Below are 16,943 nucleotides of genomic sequence, written 5' to 3' on the forward strand. Positions count from 1 at the left end.
TAGCCGACCAACCATCATACTAAAAGTCTTAAATCAATTAGACAACATTATTGATAATGCTATAATTAACAATGACCGCATAGGCTATTTTGCTTTCTTATATCGAAGGGTTACTGCTGAAATATTGAAAGAGGTACAATTAGGGAATTTTGAAGATAATGCCAGAATGGAATCCTTCGATGTTACCTTCGCCAATTACTATTTAGATGCCTATAATGGTTATATTAACAATCAACCCATTAGTGCATCATGGCAATTTGCCTTTGACACCAAAAATGACACCCTAACCATTTTACAGCATATTATGCTGGGCATTAATACCCATATTAATCTAGATTTGGGTTTAGCCGCAAGTACTGCGATGAAAGGTTTAGAAATATCTGATATTGAGAAAGATTTCAATACCGTAAATACCAAACTTGGCAATATAGTAAATGAAATGCAAGACCGCCTTAGCCGTGTTTCACCTTTATTATTTCTATTAGACCTTGTCGGTAAAAATACAGATGAAGAAATCATCAACTTCAGTTTGCGCAAAGCAAGAGATCTCTCGTGGTATAATGCAAATCTGCTTTGGGGCTTAGGTACAGAACAGCAAAATGCAGCTATACAGCAAATGGACATAACTGTTTTAAGTCTTGGCGAATTTATAAAAGCACCTAAATCTAAAATTGTGATGTACGCTCTAAAATTTCTAGGCAAGTTTGAAGAAAAGAATGTGGGTAAGGTAATTTCTAAATTGAGAGAAGAGTAGCTCATAAAAAATCACTACATTTAATTTTGTTTAATTATATATAAAAATAATTAAACATTATGTATCTTTAACGTCTAGAATCTTATTACACAGATATATCAAATTCATAAAATTATGTTCGGATTATTTAAAAAGAAATCAGAAAAAGAAATATTACGTAGTGAATATGAAAAACTATTAAAAGAAGCCTATTCCTTATCTACAACGAATAGAAAATTGAGTGATCAAAAGACTTTTGAAGCCGATGAGATAATGAAAAAAATAGAACAGTTATCTTAATTCTTTTGACCCCTACAACTAGCTACGAGTATAAAAAAACAAAATGAAAATTTTAAACATTGCCATACTTTTATCAAGTAGCGCTTTTTTATACTATGGTGTAGAATGCCTTTTCTCTCAAAAAATGAAAGATGAGTTCGAAAGATTTGGTCTCAAGAATCAGAGAGTTCTTACAGCAATCTTACAGCTAGCCGGTGGATCGGGATTAATTATTGGTTACTTCTTTTCACCTATTCTTGTATTAATGGCCTCAGCAGGTCTAGCACTTCTTATGTTTTTAGGTTTCGCCGTTAGAATAAAAATAAAGGACAGCACAGCAGAGTCGTTACCATCTTTGGTATTGGCACTTATAAATTTATTTATTGCAGTAAGCTATTACCAACAACTTACTGCATTATAAATTTTATGCAAAAGCTATAATTAAACAAAGGACTAGAAATAAAGCTGCAGGAAAAGATTTTAGTAATGGGTCTTTTATTTTAAAATGCATCACTATTGAACCTAACAGCAAAGCTGCCAAACCTAATGCTGCTGGTTGCTTTATTACAGGAAACCAAATTGCAACAAGTAGTAAAAGAGCCAAGGTCACCTTTAAAAAGCCAATTATATAGCACATTTGCTTTGATAGACCATAAACCTCAAATTCTTCGATAATAGTAGTCGCATTTCCACCACGCCATCTTGTTGGTTTTTTATTCTGTATGAGCCATACATTTAATATACTTAAGGCTACTATAATTTCAAAGGTGATGATTAAATAATTCATGATTAAGATAGTTTTATAGATCAATTACATATATTAGTCTATATCAAAAATACTAATTTTGTTCACATATACACTAAAATAGTTAAACAAAAATATAGAATGGGTAATCAAGATTCTAAGATTCATATCATAGGTGCCGGAATTAGTGGCTTAGTAGCAGCAATTGTACTTGAACAAAACGGTTTTTTTCCTGTATTAATCGAAGCAACAAATCGGATAGGCGGTAGGGTGAAAACAGATATTGTAAATGGGTATCAGTTAGACCACGGATTTCAAGTTTTATTAACGGCATATCCTGCAGCTCAAAAATATCTTGATTACAAATCATTAGAACTGCAAGAGTTTTTACCTGGCGCATCCATTTTCAAAAATGGAAAACAAGAAGTAATTGGTGATCCGCTTAGAGATGCATCTTTATTATTTCCTACATTATTGGCTAATGTTGGCACGGTTACAGATAAATTGAATATTCTTAAACTCAATACGAAACTGAAGAAAAAATCAATCGGCGATATTTTTTCAGATGAAGCACAAACAACATCTTCGTATTTGACAGATTTAGGATTCTCTTCTAAAATAATACAAGATTTCTTCAAACCTTTTTTCAGTGGAATATTTCTTGAAAACAAACTAGAAACTTCTAGCAGAATGTTCGAATTTGTCTATAAAATGTTCGGCGAAGGCAATGCTGCATTACCAAAAGGCGGAATTGAAGAAATACCCAAGCAACTATTAAAACAGCTAAAAAGCACCGTTATAAAATATAACACCGCTGTATCTTCTATTAGCGATAACAAAATTCTACTTGCTGACGGACAAGAATTAGAGAGCGATTACATAATTATAGCAACCGAAGCGAGTGACTTAATTCAAAACTTAAAGAATCAAGCTATTGATTGGCAAAGTTGTGATACACTGTATTTTGAGACGGAAAACAGAACGATTAAAAAACCTCTTATCGGATTAATTCCTAATCAAAAGGCTCTTATCAATAATATCTTTTACCATACAAGTCTAAAAACCACATTAAATGCAGGGAAAGAATTACTTTCTGTTACTGTGGTTGATAATCAAGGGTTAAATGGTATAAAGCTAATAAGTCAAGTTCAAAAGGAGTTACAAGAGTTTTGCGGTATTACTTCTACTACATTTATAAAACACTACAGCATACCAAAGTCGCTGCCAAAGTTGAGCGAACTACAATACGAAATATCCCCTTCGGAAACGCGCTTGTCGGAAACTATTTATTTAGCCGGAGATATTCAATTAAACGGCTCTTTAAATGCAGCTATGATTGCAGGTGAAAAAGCTGCGCTGGGTGTGTTAGAAAATTTGCAGGGTATTTTTAAATAATAGACAATTTTAAAACTTGATAGGCTAGAAGGTTTTGATAATATGTTTGTAATGTGAATAATTATTATTCCATATATTAGCGTAAAATATACGCATAATATGCAACAATCCATTCAACTCTCAGTAGATGCTGTAGTCTTCGGCTATGAAGCTGGTAACATTTCTATATTACTTATTAAAAGAAAATATGAACCTTTTAAAGGTAAATGGGCAATCCCTGGCGGATTTGTGTTGGATGATGAGTCACTTGAAGAAGCTGTTGAACGTGAGCTTAAAGAGGAAACTGGTATAAAGATCAATTACCTTGAACAGTTGTATACTTTCGGAAAACCGAATAGAGACCCAAGGGGCAGGGTAGTATCCATTGCTTATTTCGGATTAATTCGCCCTAATGCGTTTAAAATATATGCTTCTACAGATGCAGCACAAGTACAGTGGTTCCATATAGATGAACTGCCAGAATTATCTTTTGACCATAAGGAAATTTTAGATGCCGCTATTAAAAGACTAAAAGCTAAAATTACCTACGAACCGCTAGGTTTTGAATTGCTTGATAACAAATTTCCGTTTTCAGATTTAGAGAAATTATATAGTACGCTTCTTGGTAGGGAGGTAGATAGGCGCAACTTTAGAAAGAAGATCATCGGCTTAAATGTACTTGATGAACTTGATGAAAAGGTCTCTAAAGGATCTGGTAGACCTGCCAATTTATTCCAATTCAATAAAAAAAGATACTTCCACCTTAAAAAAGAAGGAATCATATTCGAGATATAATTCACTGAATTTCAGCAACATAAATAATTTGCGTAAAAATAACACATAATATTTTAGGTTGGTATCTATTTGTATTTTATATTTGTGTCATAATAACACAAATTATGATTTACAATTCAACTACTTCATTACCAGAAAAAGCAATAGGAGAGAAGTATGCTTTCTTAGCTGGTAGTATGGACGATAACACCACAACGAATTGGAGAACAAAATGCATAACTGCATTAGAAAATAGCCATCACATTTTTGACCCAACACTTAAAGAGCACGATTCTTTAAACAAGTGCGAGATAGAGCATCATGTACATTGGGAACTTGATGCCTTAAAAAGGGCAGATATCATCCTTCTAAATTTTCTTCCAAATGCCTTATCCCCAATATCTTTAGTTGAGCTGGGATTATACGTGGCTAGCGATAAATTAATAGTTATTTGTCCTAAAGAATTTTATAAGAATACCTACGTTACTACTTTGTGTAAAAAATACAATACGCCTATAGTTCTTAGTATAGAAGAGGCTTTAAATACTATAAAATAAACCAACATTATGAACGGATTACTACTAACAGACGGATATAAAACAGGACACCACCAACAATACCCTAAAGGGACAGAAGAGGTATATTCTAACTGGACACCTAGAAGCAACAAATATGCTCCTAAAGGTTGCGATAAAGTGGTTTCATTTGGGCAACAATATGTATTTCAATGGTTGCACGACTATTTTCAAGACAATTTCTTTTCTAAGCCAAAAGCAGTAGTTTGTAATGAACTAAAAGAAGAATTATCACTGTATTTGGGTACCGATTATGATGTTACCCATTACGAGGAATTACATGATCTCCAGTATTTACCTATTAAAGTAAAATCGATTGTAGAAGGGGTAGAAGTTCCTATTCGAGTGCCAATGGTTACGGTAGTAAATACCGATAAAAAGTTCTATTGGATCACCAATTTCTTAGAAACCATACTATCTACCATGCTATGGCAACCAATGACAACGGCATCTATTGCTTTGTTATACAAGCGTATTTTCAAAAAATGGACGCTTTTGACGGATAAAGATAATTTGGCTTTTATTGATTTTCAAGGTCACGATTTTTCTATGAGAGGTATGGGCGGACTTCAAAGTGCTATATCATCGGGTATGGGTCATGCTTCTGTATTTCTTGGATCAGATACGCTACCGGTTATTAGTAGCCTACGCAAGTATTATAATGCAGAAGGTTTTGTAGTTGGGTCTGTAAATGCTACCGAACACTCCGTAATGTGCGCCGGTACCAAAGATGATGAAATTGGCACTTTTAGAGCTTTAATGAATACGTACCCAACGGGAATTTTGTCAGTGGTTAGTGATACTTGGGATCTATGGAAAGTACTTACCGAGTATCTGCCTCAATTAAAAGAAGAGGTGCTTTCTAGAGATGGTAAACTTGTAATACGACCAGATAGCGGCGATCCTGTTGATATTATCTGTGGAGAAACTACAACACTTGGTGGTAACACACCTAAAGATAAAGGGGTTGTAGAGTTACTTTGGGATATTTTTGGCGGAACCGTCAACGAACAAGGTTTTAAAGTTTTAGACAGCCACATTGGCGCTATTTATGGCGATAGCATTACTACAGAAAGAGCGGAAGCTATCTGCCAGCGTTTAAGCGACAAAGGCTTTGCAACCACCAATGTAGTTCTTGGTATTGGATCATTTACGTATCAATTTAATACTAGAGATACATTCGGGTTTGCAATGAAAGCTACTTCTGTTGTGGTAAATGGTGTACGAAGAGAAATTTTCAAAGATCCTATTACCGATGACGGAATTAAAAAATCTGCAAAGGGATTGGTGAAAGTAGAACTAAACGATAATGAATATGTATTGGTGGATCAAGTGACACCAGAACAAGAAAATACGGGTGAGCTACAAGTTATCTATGAGAACGGACAATTTGTTCATCAAGTGAACTTACAAGAAATAAGAGATAGAATCAACAAAAATCTATAAAACAAAGACTATGTGGTTCGAAGAATTGACAGGATTTAAAGAAATATCACCTAAAAATGTGCGTGATAATATCACTATTGACGGACAGCATTTGATTTCTAAAGTCAATAACAAATCCTATCAATTTGGATCGTTAGTGGTTGTTTCCTTAGAACAATTAAGAGAACAGCAAACTTTCAATGATAGTTCTAGTAGAATAAAGATTTCTGAAGTTGTAGCCGATATTCAAGGATTGCATGCCAACCCAAGAAACGAGCATGCGCTATTTCAAGCGGCATCTCAGTTTAATTTATTGGAAATGGTAGGTCCTGAAGTGTCGCCTTGTGCTGGAGTTGGTATTTACGAAAATGATTTTACCCAAGGTCCGGCATGTGCAATAGCTTGTGGTGCAGGAACCATATATAGAAATTACTTTGCTCCGGTTAATCATCAAACGGGACAAACAGAGGGGCATCAAATTGATTGTTTAGCCGATATCGGTAAGGAACTGAATAACCAAGAGCTTCAACTATGGAAAATGACCAACGGATATGCGTTGGTTAGTCTCGAGGGACTTCTTTCCATCAATAAGCAAATTGGTAGTTTTACTACCGATCAACGGGAAGCTCTAAAGGGAAAATTGAAGGTAGGTATACAATGGAATACAGAAGTAACGCTGAATGACAATAAGCAACTGGTATCGCAAATATATTGCTCGGCTTTACCCGTTGCGTATTCTAATATTGAATCTTATTATTGGGAGAATTTTGCGAGAATTGTTTTAGAAGCTACGTATGAAGCTACGTTATACTCTGCCATGATCAATCTTAAAAACAACAAATCAAACTCCGTGTTTTTAACCTTAGTTGGTGGTGGGGCATTTGGTAACGATTTAGATTGGATATTAGAATCACTATTCAAATCCCTAGAAAAATTTAAGCATATACCTTTAGAGGTGAACATAGTTAGCTACGGTAGATCAAACGAAATATTGAAACAAGAAATAAAGAAATTCAATAATACATTACCTTAAAGCGAGTCTTAAGGGCAGTATCAAAAAACAACTTTAAAATTCTGGGAGTATAATAGTGCGGAATTATTAATCTAGATTATCGAATAAAAACGGACATATGAAATACGAAATAAAAAAATTCCATGACGGACAGGTTACTGCTAAAATCGCTGAAACTGGAGATATTCATATAAAAATTAGAGGGAATAGTTATGAAGATTTATTTAGAGCTGCTGCAATAAAAGAAGCTTGGGATGCTACTAATGCAACTCATAAAACAGCTGTAGCTAAACTCTCCATCTTTTGCCTAATTGGTCAGCGCTCAGATAGGCGATTTAATAAAGGGGAATCTTTCGATCTAAAAGTGATCTGTAAATTTATTAATGACATGAAATTTGATGCGGTTTCTATATTACATCCGCACAGTGCTATTTCATTGGCTTTAATTGAAAATTCAGAAAAAATATCGCATGTAACCTATGTTGAAAAAGCATATAACCAAATCGGTAATCCGGTATTGGTGAGTCCAGATGCTGGTGCGTATAAAACCACCCATGAAATTGCAGAAAAGCTAAATGCAGACTTAGTGCCCTCTAATAAGGTTCGTGTAGATGGAGCACCTGAAATTAGTATTCAAGGTGATGTAAAAGGTAAAGAATGCTTAATTGTCGATGATTTGGCAGATGGTGGTAGAACCTTTAAATTTTTGGCGGAAGCACTAAAGAAACAAGGTGCTACCAAAGTATTTTTATATGTTACCCATGGGCAATTCAATTATGGTTTTGACGAGCTTAAAGAATTTATAGACCATATTTACTGTACCAATAGTTATAAAGATATTGATGATGATTTTGTAACACAATTTAAGTTAGAAGGATTGTAATTTCTAAAGAATAGTAAAATGAAAAATAGCGCAATACTGCGCTATTTTTTTTGTGTTGAATCGTAAACTCACACTGACATCGTAAGGTAGATTACATAGTTTTTGCAAAGAAAACAAAGAACTTCTTTTGATTTTTAAGTACTACCAATACAAAGAAAAAATATAACTCTAAGTGACTCATAATCAAACAGTACTAAACCTTCTCTTCATAGTTCGATTCAAAAATTCTGTATTTGAATAGACCAACAACCACTGCACCACCAACACTGTTGCCCAACAATGCTAAAAATAAAAACCAGAGGTAATCTAAAAAGCTAATATCAGCGGAATGTAGAAAGGCACCGAATACCTCTATGTTACCTACAATACTATGGTGAAAGCCGCCAAAACCAATAACACCGGTTATCATAATGATAAGTACCACACGGGTAAGCGAATTCATGGTACTGTTCAATAACCAGGTCAAAAGCCCCATAAGCCATCCGGCAACTACGGCACTAGTTAGTAGTACCCAAGAGTCTTCTTTTGCGACATGGGTACCAATTTCAACCATGGTTTCCGCGGTAAACAAATGAAGATGGGGCGCAAGAAATCCGATGAACACAGCAAAAATAATTCCCCCTATAACATTACCTAAAATAACCAATCCCCATACACGTAATAACTCCCAAATGCTGCGCTGACCATTTAACATGGGCAAAGCCAATACCGATGTTTGTTCGGTAAATAGTGCAGATTTTCCAAGAATAACCAATATAAAACCAACAGGGTATACAAGTGCAAAAAGTTTGAAAATGAACGTCGTTTCAATTGTACCGTTCAATAGATAATAAAGTGCACAGACCATAAAATAACTAAACCCAATTTCTAGTCCCGCAATTAACGAACTTAAGAACATGGCTTTGTTTTTTACTTTGAAAATTTCTTCTCCTTCATGAATAACCCTACTAAGAATAACACTGTATTCATTGCCTCCTTTAATTTCTTCAGATTTTTTCTCTAGTTCTTTCTGATGGTCTTGTTGTTCTTCTTTTTCGGTTTCCATGATTTGGTAATTTTTTTATAAATGGCAGCTGTAATTAATGCTTCACTATTTCTAGGTAAGATATTAATAAATAGCTAATTACATAAATTAACCAAAAGCATTATATTTCTTTAAGATTTACGCTACTTTAAAAATTCATTTTTAAAATACGTAAGCACTACAGAATATATACCTAGTATTTTTATTTTAAAAATAGATAACGGACCGGAATATAGTTGCTCCTAATACATTTTTAGATAGCTTTAAAAAATCAAGTTGCATCTACAGTTTAGCTGTACATAAACCATTCGTAGATTAATTATGGTTTCGACATGCTAAAAAATCTATTGCCCATAGATTTTGCACCAATAGCTATAAAGATATTGATGATGATTTTATTACGCCATTTAAGTTAGAAGGATATTAAAACGCTCCAAATCAGTAAGATGAAAAATAGTGCAGTACTACGCTATTTTTTATTCAAATGTATGTCGCTGTTCTGCTATTGAAGATGCTTGCAGTAACTGGTGAAATGTTTTTATACTATTAAAGTTGCTCGTAATTTCTTCGGATACCGTAATGCCAGATACTCCTGCTTCTAGTAAAGCTTTCACATCTGCTGTGGAAAGGCCCCCAAAAGCAATAATTGGGGTTTCGGTTTTTAAAGCTTCTACGAGTAACGTATACCCATTTAAACCCAAAACCGGACTCGGATTATCTTCGTTGGCAGTAGCTTTAAACGGACCTAAATTGATATAATCTACTTCTTTGCTCAATAGTGCTTCTGCGTCTTGTAAATTGTTTGCCGTACCACCGATCATTTGCCAAGTATAAAGCAATTTTCGTACCTCGGTAGGGGATGTTGCTGATTTATTTAATACAACACCATCTGCCTTTACCGTTTTTGCAATCTTAATCTGATTATCAATGATCAACCGCGTTTGAAAATGAGAAGTGATTTCTCTAGCTTCTTCTGCTATTTTTAAAAACTTCTTTTCTGAGACATCTTCTAAAACCAACTGTACCAATTCTATACCCGAAGTACATGCCTTTTGTATATTTTCCAATACCTCTTTTGGCGAGTTTCCTTTTGGTATGTAGTGCAGTTTAGGGATAATCATGTCCATATTTTAGGGTGTAAATGTTATGGTGTTTGAATTGGCAAAGTTAGGGATGTATAAATATATATTTATGATATAAAGTTGAAATTGGGAAAATAAGTTTACTTCTTAGAAAAAGTCTCTGTACACCATAATTTGTTAATAGCTAATTAGTATGTATAGACTTTTATATTGAACAGGTTTAGTTGGTGTGTTTTAATTTGAAATCTAAAAATAGGAGGGAAGGCAATGTGTTTGGAATATTATTTTATACAAAAACGCTAAAAAAGCTAAAACAGTTGCAGTAATTTTGTACTTCATATACGCTACAAAAATTTAGAGGCTTGCTAGAGAAAAGAAGACAATTACCCCAAAAACACGTAAGTGATCAGGAAAATTTCATCTATTGTTTAGAAGGGGTCGATGATATTGAAAATGTGAACGTCACCGAAGCCCAAGAAAGCTTAGAGCAATTAGCCATGAAATATGGTATTGCCAGTATCAATAAAACGTGCGATACTATCGAAGGACTAGAAGACAGCTTAAACACTTTAGTCTTGGATGACCATAATTTTAAGGATTATGAAATTATCTATCTGGTAATGCATGGTGAAGCCAACAGTATTTGCTTGAATGATTACTATTATACTTTACAAGAAATTGCGGAGATATTTGAAGGACGATTAAAAGGAAAAATCCTGCATTTCTCCAATGCAAAAATTCTAGACCTGGACGAAGAGGAAGCTCAATACTTCTTAGATATTACCAATGCAAAAGCTGTCTCTGGCTACGGTAATGAATATGACGGAGTAAGCAGTGCCAACCTAGATAAGGCATTCTTTAACTTATTTAAAGAAGATGATAATATGTTCGATGTGGTAGAAGAACTACACCAAAGACATTACAATGTATGCAAACTGCTAGATTTTAGATTGTATTACTAAGCTACTGACCAAAACAAATCACTAACTCATCAATTTAATAACCATTTCTCTATTATTGCTTGTAAACAATTAAAGTAAATTTTCGTTGTTTAAAAAGTGTGAATATAAGAAGCTATTACATATTATTTTAAAATTCATAACTCTTAATTATTCACGATAAATATTAAATCTATATTCCTATTTTTACGAAAATCATATAAAAGAATTTAAGATTATGAGCAAAACAAAACTAACCATAAATAGTAATGGGTCTGTAAAAGTAGAAGGAGATTTTGAAGTTGTAGATAGCCAAGGTAATTCATATAACTTACAAGGTAGAACAGTGTTAGGTATATGTCGTTGCGGACTTTCTAATAACAAACCTTTTTGCGATGGTTCTCACAGAAATCATTTTGAGCACGAAGCAACAGCTTTCGATTTACCACCAATGAAAAAGAAATAAAACATATGAATTATTGCTTTTTAATGGACTTCTCTCATAAAAAAGCAATAATCAGTTTTTGTACTATAATGTTCCGCGTTATGTAACTTGAGCTTTGGTTAAAAGCGAAAGTTTCTACTTTTTTCCTTGTTTTTTCTTTCTAAAAACTTTCTTCTAAAGGTAGTGGAACACTTATTATACGAGCCGACGGTAGGAGGGGAGTGTAATGTGTGTGAAATGGTTTTAACTTCAATTAATTAATAGAGGCCATAAACTCCTTAGGGGAACGCCCTACTTTTTGTTTGAACAACCGACTAAAGTGTTGCGGATATTTAAAACCTAGTTCATAGGCGATTTCACTCACTGATTTGTTAGGGTCGAATACTTTTTCCTTAGCTACATCTATCAATTTCGCTTGAATAAATTCTTGGGCAGATTTGCCGGTTTCCTTTTTAACCAGATCACCAAAATAATTGGAAGAAAAATGAAGCTGATCCGCAAAATATGCTACTGAAGGTAAACCATTATTTTTTGGCTTTTCCGATGAAAAATATTGAGAAAGTAGATGATCAAACTTCTCTAAAGTACCCTTATTCACTACTTCACGTGTAATGAATTGCCTGTCATAAAAACGAAGGCAATAGTCTAAAAATAGCTCAATATTGGTCACAATCAGTTTCTTGCTATGTTTATCAATGGGCTGTTCCAATTCAAACTGAATTTTTTCCAATAAACTCAAGATTAGCTTTCGCTCTTTAGCGGATAAATGCAAAGCCTCATTACTTGAGTACGCAAAGAAATTAAATTCGTGAATCTTTTTTGCCAAACTTGTACCCAGCAATAGGTCTGGGTGAAAAAGCAAAGCATAGCCTTTGGGTACAAAACCCGGTTCATAACCGCCAAGTTCAATAGTCTGGTTGGGCGCCATAAAAACCAAGGTACCTTCGTCATAGTCATATGAGTTACTGCCATACTTAAGTTTACAACCCACTGCATCTTTCAAAAAAATAGCATAACAGCTGTAATGAAATCCGTCGTACGATTTATTGGTATATCCGGTTTGGTTTACCTTTTTAAAATCGACAATACCTACCAAAGGATGCAGAACTTCGTAATTTCTCAATTTAAAGTAGTCTGCAATGGTTTTAATTTCTAAAATATTCTTCACGACTCATTGTATTTGAAATAAAGATAACCTATTGATGATCACATCATCAAGCTACATATGTATTATCTGTAATTTTGGTATAAACATCCGTAATTTGGGTAGTACCGCACCTAAGTTCTTCCCCTAATTTTGGCATTGTAATCACGTACAATGAAGAAGATAGGAACTTTAATGTTATTGCTGTTATTAAGTACTGCTAATGCGCAGGAAAATGCAAAAGATAAAAACTATAGGTTTTTAGATGACTTTAGAGGAAGTGCAAGTATAACTCATAATGGCGTTTCATTAGTTCCTTCTTTTTCTTTAGGTGATCCCGCTTTGCTGTTCGATTTAAAATTCACCAAAAAAAAGTTAAGTTTTGAGCCTGACATGCGTTTTTCTCTCGATGCCAAACCGTGGACTATGCTTTTTTGGTTTCGCTATAAGGCGATTGAAAAAGAAAAGTTTTCACTGAGGGTAGGGGCGCATCCCGGACTGAATTTTAGAACTGTAAATGTTATTAGAAACGGCAATACCGAAGAACTTTTAGAATCTAGAAGATATTTAGGTGCCGAAGTGGTACCCAGTTATAAATTATCAAAGCATACTAGTATTGGCATGTATTATCTGTACGCCCGAGGTTTTGATAAAGGGGTAAAAGAAACTAATTTTTTGGTGCTTAATGCTGCCTTTAGTCTATTTCCCATTTCAGACTCGTTTTATATAAATTTTACACCACAAGTTTACTATCTTACCTCTGACGATTTAACCGGATATTATACCTCAGCGTTCTTGACCATTGGTAAAAAGCAATGTCCATTTTCGTTGACAGGTGTTATAAATAAAGGCATAAGCACCCAAATATTGCCCGATGATGATTTCACTTGGAGCGTGCTATTGAACTATAGTTTTCCAACAAAAAGAAAGATTTAAGAAAAGGCATAACCCTTATTAAAATAACTACAAAAACAAAGTAATACATGATAAAGCTAAAATATACATTAGTACTTGGTAGCATACTTTTATTTATTGGCTGTAATGAACAAAACAAGCAAATAGCAGATACTCCTGTTGAAACGAATGATATTATTTCTATTCAAAAACAAGGGACTTTTGCCGTTGGTGGTTCGGTTAAGAAAAGCCATGGAACTTTCGACCCCATTGCCCATGGTGCTTTTAATCCTTCAAATCAAAGTACCGAAGGGCAGACCTTGCATGGTGACCACGCATCGGTATTTTATCAAATTCCTACGGAATCTCGCAAACTACCGCTAGTGTTTTGGCACGGCTACGGTCAGTCCATGCGAACTTGGCAAAGCACTCCAGATGGCAGGGAAGGGTTTCAAAATATATTCCTTAAAAAACGGTATCCTGTCTATTTATTAGATCAACCCAGAAGGGGATTGGCAGGACAAAGCTTAGAACCAAAAACATTGGAAGCTAAAACTGAAGACCAACTGTGGTTCGGCATATTCAGAATGGGCGAGGGTAAACGTTTTTATCCGAACGTTCAATTTTCTAAGGACCCTGAAGCTTTAAATCAATTCTTCCGTCGTAGTACTCCAGATACGGGACCTTTAAACATCAATCTAAATATTGAAGCGGTTTCTCAATTATTCGGAAAAATTGGTGACGGAATCCTAGTTACCCATTCCCATAGTGGCGGACAAGGTTGGAGTGCAGCTCTAAAGACCGATCGAATAAAAGCTATAGTAGCTTACGAACCTGGTAGTAATTTTGTATTTCCAGAAGATAACATTCCTGAACCTATTTCTTATGTGGGCGGAACATTACGTGCTAAAGGTATTTCATTGGAAGAATTTCAAAAACTGACCAAAATTCCCATTGTAATTTATTATGGGGATTACATCCCTGAAATTGAAGTTAAAAACCCTGGTCAAGACCAATGGCGCGCCGCCCTTTCCATGGCGCGTAAATGGACAAAAACAGTAAACGACGCTGGTGGTGATGTAACTTTAGTTGTGTTACCGGAAATAGGAATCAAGGGAAATACGCACTTCCCTATGTCCGATTTAAACAATCAAGAAATAGCCGATGTAATGTACAATTGGCTAGAAGAAAAGAAATTAAAGAAATGAAAAATCTAATTACAATAGTACTGTTTATGCTTCCAATTTGCATTTTTGCTCAAAATACGGACTACAAAGTGTCTTCATACAAAGACGAGGGCTTCAAGGCACCAAATACGCATTATATTGGCGAAGCTTGGTTGAGCGGTGTATTACAGGCTGATGATGAAACCGACTTTAATATTACCAAAGCCACTTTTAAGGCTAATTCTACATTAGACTGGCATAAACATTCAACATCTCAAGTTCTTATTTACGTAGACGGTGAAGGTTATTATCAAGAAAGAGGAAAAGACCCTGTGATACTTAAAGCAGGCGATGTAATCAAATGTGACAAAGAAACAGAGCACTGGCACGCTTCAACTAAAGATAGTGATGTTACCTATTTAGCAATTTATGGAGGAGGACAACCCACCACATGGACCGAAGTGGTAACACAAGAATATTATGATAGTGTTGCCGATCAACTGAACGACTAATTCACCACTAATGAAAGTAACGTCATTAAGACCAGTACCTATCATGCGTTTAAAAAATATCCTTCGCACGGCGAATATATTCGTCGGGTTAGTATTATTTATCAGCTGTCAATCAATAGCGCAACAAGCAACATCAGACAATGCTTTATCCAACCAAGAGAAATGTATAATCAAAATTGCAAGTCACACTGCCCAAGGCAATTTATCTCAGCTCAAGGATGTTCTCCATGAAGGATTAGATCATAAGCTAACCGTGAATGAAACCAAAGAGGTATTGGTTCATTTATACGCCTATGCCGGGTTCCCAAGAAGTATACGCGGTTTGCAAACACTTTTAGTAGTACTGGAAGAAAGGACGGCTAAAGGTATAGAAGATGAGTGGGGCCCAGAAGCCACAACTATTGACGATTCTAGAAGCAAATATGAACGAGGAAAGACTATTTTGGAAGAACTTGTTGGAAGACCGTTAGATGGAAAACCAGAATACCAAAAGTTTTCACCCGAAATGGACAGGTTTCTTAAAGAGCATTTATTTGCGGATATTTTTGAGCGAGATGTGCTTACCTATAAACAACGTGAACTGGTGACCATTTCCGTCATTGCAAGTTTGGGAAGTTTAGAGCCTATGCTAAGAAGCCACTTAAACCTTTCATTGAACGTTGGCTGGCAAGCCGAACAATTGAAAGAGTTTACTGAAACCTTAGTGATTACTACAACTGAAGACAATGTTTTTGCAACAAAAACAGTCCTTACAGAAGTATTGAAAAGACGAACTGAATAAAAACAACCATGAAAAATACTGGATACTATACTATTGCCATTTTACTGATACTTTTGACAGCATGTAACACGCCAAAGGAAAGTAAAAAGGAATTTCAACTTTTCGAGAAAGGGACTAAAATAGAAAATTCGAATTTTACAGGTACCGCATGGTTAAATATGTTGGCAGCACCGGACAGTTTAAATACCATGTATGCCGGTTTGGTTACTTTTGAACCCGCTGCACATACCAATTGGCATTCACATCCAGCAGGGCAAATATTAATCGTAACCCAAGGTGAAGGTTACTATCAAGAAGAAGGAAAACCCAAACGTATATTACGCATTGGAGAGACGATAAAGTGTTTACCAAATATTAAACATTGGCATGGTGCCGCTCCAAATTCCGAGTTTGCACATATAGCAATTTCAAGTCGCGATAAGGGACCCGCGCAGTGGTTTAAACCGGTTTTAGACGAAGAATATAATGGTATCTGAATAATTTTCTATTCAAAAGTAGTTTCTAAAACGTTGGTTATTGAAGTAAACGTTATGGCCTAAGAGAATTTTAGCTAAACAATAGGCGAGGGGAGCGGCCATATTCTAGATGGCTGGTTAAAAGGTTTGTTGACCATCTTAATGTTTCAAAGAGTTCAAAGTGGTCTTAAGAGTTAAAATGATTTCTAGAATATAGCGACTGAGCCATACATTGTTTCTAAAATTATCTGTAAGCCTTGATTTTTTTGTTTCTTTTTTTATCAAGAAAAAAAGATAAATAAAAACGCTTACGGGTACAATGCTGAAAGTCTATTTTACATAATGTTAGGAACACATTCAAAAAAACTTCAAACAAGACGAGAGGTTAGCAAGGGCTAAGAAATTATCTCGCAGAGTAATTTTTAGCTGTTGCGGCAAGCTGACGAGAATGTCGTAGAAAAAAATTTTGCACACATTTCCTCGAATACTCAAATTTTGAAAGAATCTAAAATGCTAGCTTTTAAATGGCGTTGGCAAGCTGTGGCAAATTGTGTTTAAAATAAATTGCCTGAGCAATTTGATTTTAAAAAGCAATCGAGCGTTTGGCAGCGGCTATTTTACATAACGGCAAATTATGGTACAAATGAAAATATGCGTCGCAGACACCGCTTAAAAAAGTTTAATGACCCTGTTGTAAGTTTT

General features: G+C 34.9%; 20 protein-coding genes. 16 read left to right on the top strand and 4 right to left on the bottom strand.

The features are described from left to right. Positions 1-16 precede the first annotated feature (16 nt). The 3 genes from CLV90_RS11815 to CLV90_RS11825 all read left to right on the top strand — a co-directional run bounded on the left by CLV90_RS11815 (position 17) and on the right by CLV90_RS11825 (position 1,433). The gene (locus CLV90_RS11815) at positions 17-754 is read left to right on the top strand and encodes a DUF5995 family protein (protein WP_279586552.1); all 738 of its coding nucleotides are present in this window, start codon (positions 17-19) and stop codon (positions 752-754) included. Between the two features lie 114 nt (positions 755-868). Beyond that, complete coding sequence (locus CLV90_RS11820; RefSeq protein WP_133687678.1) at positions 869-1,033, top strand: Lacal_2735 family protein; 165 nt, start codon at positions 869-871, stop codon at positions 1,031-1,033. 43 nt (positions 1,034-1,076) lie between these two features. Continuing rightward, positions 1,077-1,433, top strand: coding sequence for a DoxX family protein (locus tag CLV90_RS11825; RefSeq protein WP_133687679.1), 357 nt, complete (start codon positions 1,077-1,079; stop codon positions 1,431-1,433). Between the two features lie 3 nt (positions 1,434-1,436). On the opposite strand, the gene CLV90_RS11830 is transcribed toward CLV90_RS11825, so the two are convergent. Further along, positions 1,437-1,799 carry a DoxX family protein gene (locus CLV90_RS11830; RefSeq protein WP_208295123.1) on the bottom strand — a complete coding sequence of 121 codons (363 nt, stop codon included), beginning with the start codon at positions 1,797-1,799 and terminating at the stop codon, positions 1,437-1,439. 99 nt (positions 1,800-1,898) lie between these two features. On the opposite strand from CLV90_RS11830, the gene CLV90_RS11835 reads away from it, so the two are divergent. The 6 genes from CLV90_RS11835 to CLV90_RS11860 all read left to right on the top strand — a co-directional run bounded on the left by CLV90_RS11835 (position 1,899) and on the right by CLV90_RS11860 (position 7,800). Continuing rightward, on the top strand, positions 1,899-3,152 hold the full coding sequence (locus tag CLV90_RS11835; RefSeq protein WP_133687680.1) for an NAD(P)/FAD-dependent oxidoreductase: 1,254 nt from the start codon (positions 1,899-1,901) through the stop codon (positions 3,150-3,152). A 99-nt stretch (positions 3,153-3,251) separates the two neighbouring features. Continuing rightward, a complete protein-coding gene (locus CLV90_RS11840) occupies positions 3,252-3,926 on the top strand; it encodes an NUDIX hydrolase (protein WP_133687681.1) in 675 nt (224 codons plus the stop codon). 104 nt (positions 3,927-4,030) lie between these two features. Continuing rightward, complete coding sequence (locus CLV90_RS11845) at positions 4,031-4,462, top strand: nucleoside 2-deoxyribosyltransferase domain-containing protein (RefSeq protein ID WP_133687682.1); 432 nt, start codon at positions 4,031-4,033, stop codon at positions 4,460-4,462. Between the two features lie 9 nt (positions 4,463-4,471). Continuing rightward, positions 4,472-5,926 carry a nicotinate phosphoribosyltransferase gene (locus tag CLV90_RS11850; RefSeq protein ID WP_133687683.1) on the top strand — a complete coding sequence of 485 codons (1,455 nt, stop codon included), beginning with the start codon at positions 4,472-4,474 and terminating at the stop codon, positions 5,924-5,926. 10 nt (positions 5,927-5,936) lie between these two features. After that, complete coding sequence (locus CLV90_RS11855; protein WP_133687684.1) at positions 5,937-6,938, top strand: hypothetical protein; 1,002 nt, start codon at positions 5,937-5,939, stop codon at positions 6,936-6,938. Between the two features lie 97 nt (positions 6,939-7,035). Then, a complete protein-coding gene (locus CLV90_RS11860) occupies positions 7,036-7,800 on the top strand; it encodes a phosphoribosyltransferase family protein (protein WP_133687685.1) in 765 nt (254 codons plus the stop codon). Between the two features lie 193 nt (positions 7,801-7,993). Here the strand turns inward: CLV90_RS11860 and CLV90_RS11865 are convergent, their stop codons facing one another. Further along, on the bottom strand, positions 7,994-8,845 hold the full coding sequence (locus CLV90_RS11865) for a formate/nitrite transporter family protein (RefSeq protein WP_133687686.1): 852 nt from the start codon (positions 8,843-8,845) through the stop codon (positions 7,994-7,996). Between the two features lie 455 nt (positions 8,846-9,300). After that, positions 9,301-9,945 (bottom strand): thiamine phosphate synthase, encoded by a 645-nt coding sequence (locus CLV90_RS11870; protein ID WP_133687985.1) that lies wholly within the window; start codon positions 9,943-9,945, stop codon positions 9,301-9,303. Positions 9,946-10,268: 323 nt separating this feature from the next. Between CLV90_RS11870 and CLV90_RS11875 the strand changes: the two genes are divergently transcribed. After that, positions 10,269-10,868: a DUF6642 family protein gene (locus CLV90_RS11875; protein ID WP_133687687.1), complete on the top strand. Its 600-nt coding sequence runs from the start codon at positions 10,269-10,271 to the stop codon at positions 10,866-10,868. A 214-nt stretch (positions 10,869-11,082) separates the two neighbouring features. Then, positions 11,083-11,310 carry a CDGSH iron-sulfur domain-containing protein gene (locus CLV90_RS11880; protein ID WP_073244533.1) on the top strand — a complete coding sequence of 76 codons (228 nt, stop codon included), beginning with the start codon at positions 11,083-11,085 and terminating at the stop codon, positions 11,308-11,310. A 232-nt stretch (positions 11,311-11,542) separates the two neighbouring features. Here CLV90_RS11880 and CLV90_RS11885 read toward each other — a convergent pair whose 3' ends face one another. After that, a complete protein-coding gene (locus tag CLV90_RS11885) occupies positions 11,543-12,457 on the bottom strand; it encodes a helix-turn-helix domain-containing protein (protein WP_133687688.1) in 915 nt (304 codons plus the stop codon). 150 nt (positions 12,458-12,607) lie between these two features. Here CLV90_RS11885 and CLV90_RS11890 point away from each other — a divergent pair, with 150 nt between their 5' ends. From CLV90_RS11890 to CLV90_RS11910, 5 genes are all read left to right on the top strand, one after another. Next, positions 12,608-13,369, top strand: coding sequence for a hypothetical protein (locus CLV90_RS11890; RefSeq protein ID WP_133687689.1), 762 nt, complete (start codon positions 12,608-12,610; stop codon positions 13,367-13,369). A 47-nt stretch (positions 13,370-13,416) separates the two neighbouring features. Next, positions 13,417-14,535 (top strand): alpha/beta hydrolase, encoded by a 1,119-nt coding sequence (locus CLV90_RS11895; RefSeq protein WP_133687690.1) that lies wholly within the window; start codon positions 13,417-13,419, stop codon positions 14,533-14,535. Beyond that, positions 14,532-15,005, top strand: coding sequence for a cupin domain-containing protein (locus tag CLV90_RS11900; protein WP_133687691.1), 474 nt, complete (start codon positions 14,532-14,534; stop codon positions 15,003-15,005). Before CLV90_RS11895 ends, CLV90_RS11900 begins: the two co-directional genes overlap by 4 nt. 253 nt (positions 15,006-15,258) lie before the next feature. Then, the gene (locus CLV90_RS11905; RefSeq protein WP_243835402.1) at positions 15,259-15,786 is read left to right on the top strand and encodes a carboxymuconolactone decarboxylase family protein; all 528 of its coding nucleotides are present in this window, start codon (positions 15,259-15,261) and stop codon (positions 15,784-15,786) included. Between the two features lie 8 nt (positions 15,787-15,794). After that, on the top strand, positions 15,795-16,262 hold the full coding sequence (locus CLV90_RS11910) for a cupin domain-containing protein (protein WP_133687692.1): 468 nt from the start codon (positions 15,795-15,797) through the stop codon (positions 16,260-16,262). Positions 16,263-16,943 lie beyond the last annotated feature (681 nt).

The organism is Maribacter spongiicola (assembly GCF_004364165.1).
Taxonomy (GTDB): Bacteria; Bacteroidota; Bacteroidia; order Flavobacteriales; family Flavobacteriaceae; genus Maribacter; species Maribacter spongiicola.

Bases quoted from the DNA above. Each gene is read 5' to 3' on its own strand.
- CLV90_RS11880 (WP_073244533.1), top strand. From the start codon at position 11,083: ATGAGCAAAACAAAACTAACCATAAATAGTAATGGGTCTGTAAAAGTA.
- CLV90_RS11865 (WP_133687686.1), bottom strand. From the start codon at position 8,845: ATGGAAACCGAAAAAGAAGAACAACAAGACCATCAGAAAGAACTAGAG.
- CLV90_RS11830 (WP_208295123.1), bottom strand. From the start codon at position 1,799: ATGAATTATTTAATCATCACCTTTGAAATTATAGTAGCCTTAAGTATA.
- CLV90_RS11870 (WP_133687985.1), bottom strand. From the start codon at position 9,945: ATGATTATCCCTAAACTGCACTACATACCAAAAGGAAACTCGCCAAAA.
- CLV90_RS11895 (WP_133687690.1), top strand. From the start codon at position 13,417: ATGATAAAGCTAAAATATACATTAGTACTTGGTAGCATACTTTTATTT.
- CLV90_RS11910 (WP_133687692.1), top strand. From the start codon at position 15,795: ATGAAAAATACTGGATACTATACTATTGCCATTTTACTGATACTTTTG.
- CLV90_RS11825 (WP_133687679.1), top strand. From the start codon at position 1,077: ATGAAAATTTTAAACATTGCCATACTTTTATCAAGTAGCGCTTTTTTA.
- CLV90_RS11900 (WP_133687691.1), top strand. From the start codon at position 14,532: ATGAAAAATCTAATTACAATAGTACTGTTTATGCTTCCAATTTGCATT.
- CLV90_RS11820 (WP_133687678.1), top strand. From the start codon at position 869: ATGTTCGGATTATTTAAAAAGAAATCAGAAAAAGAAATATTACGTAGT.
- CLV90_RS11855 (WP_133687684.1), top strand. From the start codon at position 5,937: ATGTGGTTCGAAGAATTGACAGGATTTAAAGAAATATCACCTAAAAAT.
- CLV90_RS11840 (WP_133687681.1), top strand. From the start codon at position 3,252: ATGCAACAATCCATTCAACTCTCAGTAGATGCTGTAGTCTTCGGCTAT.
- CLV90_RS11850 (WP_133687683.1), top strand. From the start codon at position 4,472: ATGAACGGATTACTACTAACAGACGGATATAAAACAGGACACCACCAA.
- CLV90_RS11890 (WP_133687689.1), top strand. From the start codon at position 12,608: ATGAAGAAGATAGGAACTTTAATGTTATTGCTGTTATTAAGTACTGCT.
- CLV90_RS11835 (WP_133687680.1), top strand. From the start codon at position 1,899: ATGGGTAATCAAGATTCTAAGATTCATATCATAGGTGCCGGAATTAGT.
- CLV90_RS11860 (WP_133687685.1), top strand. From the start codon at position 7,036: ATGAAATACGAAATAAAAAAATTCCATGACGGACAGGTTACTGCTAAA.
- CLV90_RS11845 (WP_133687682.1), top strand. From the start codon at position 4,031: ATGATTTACAATTCAACTACTTCATTACCAGAAAAAGCAATAGGAGAG.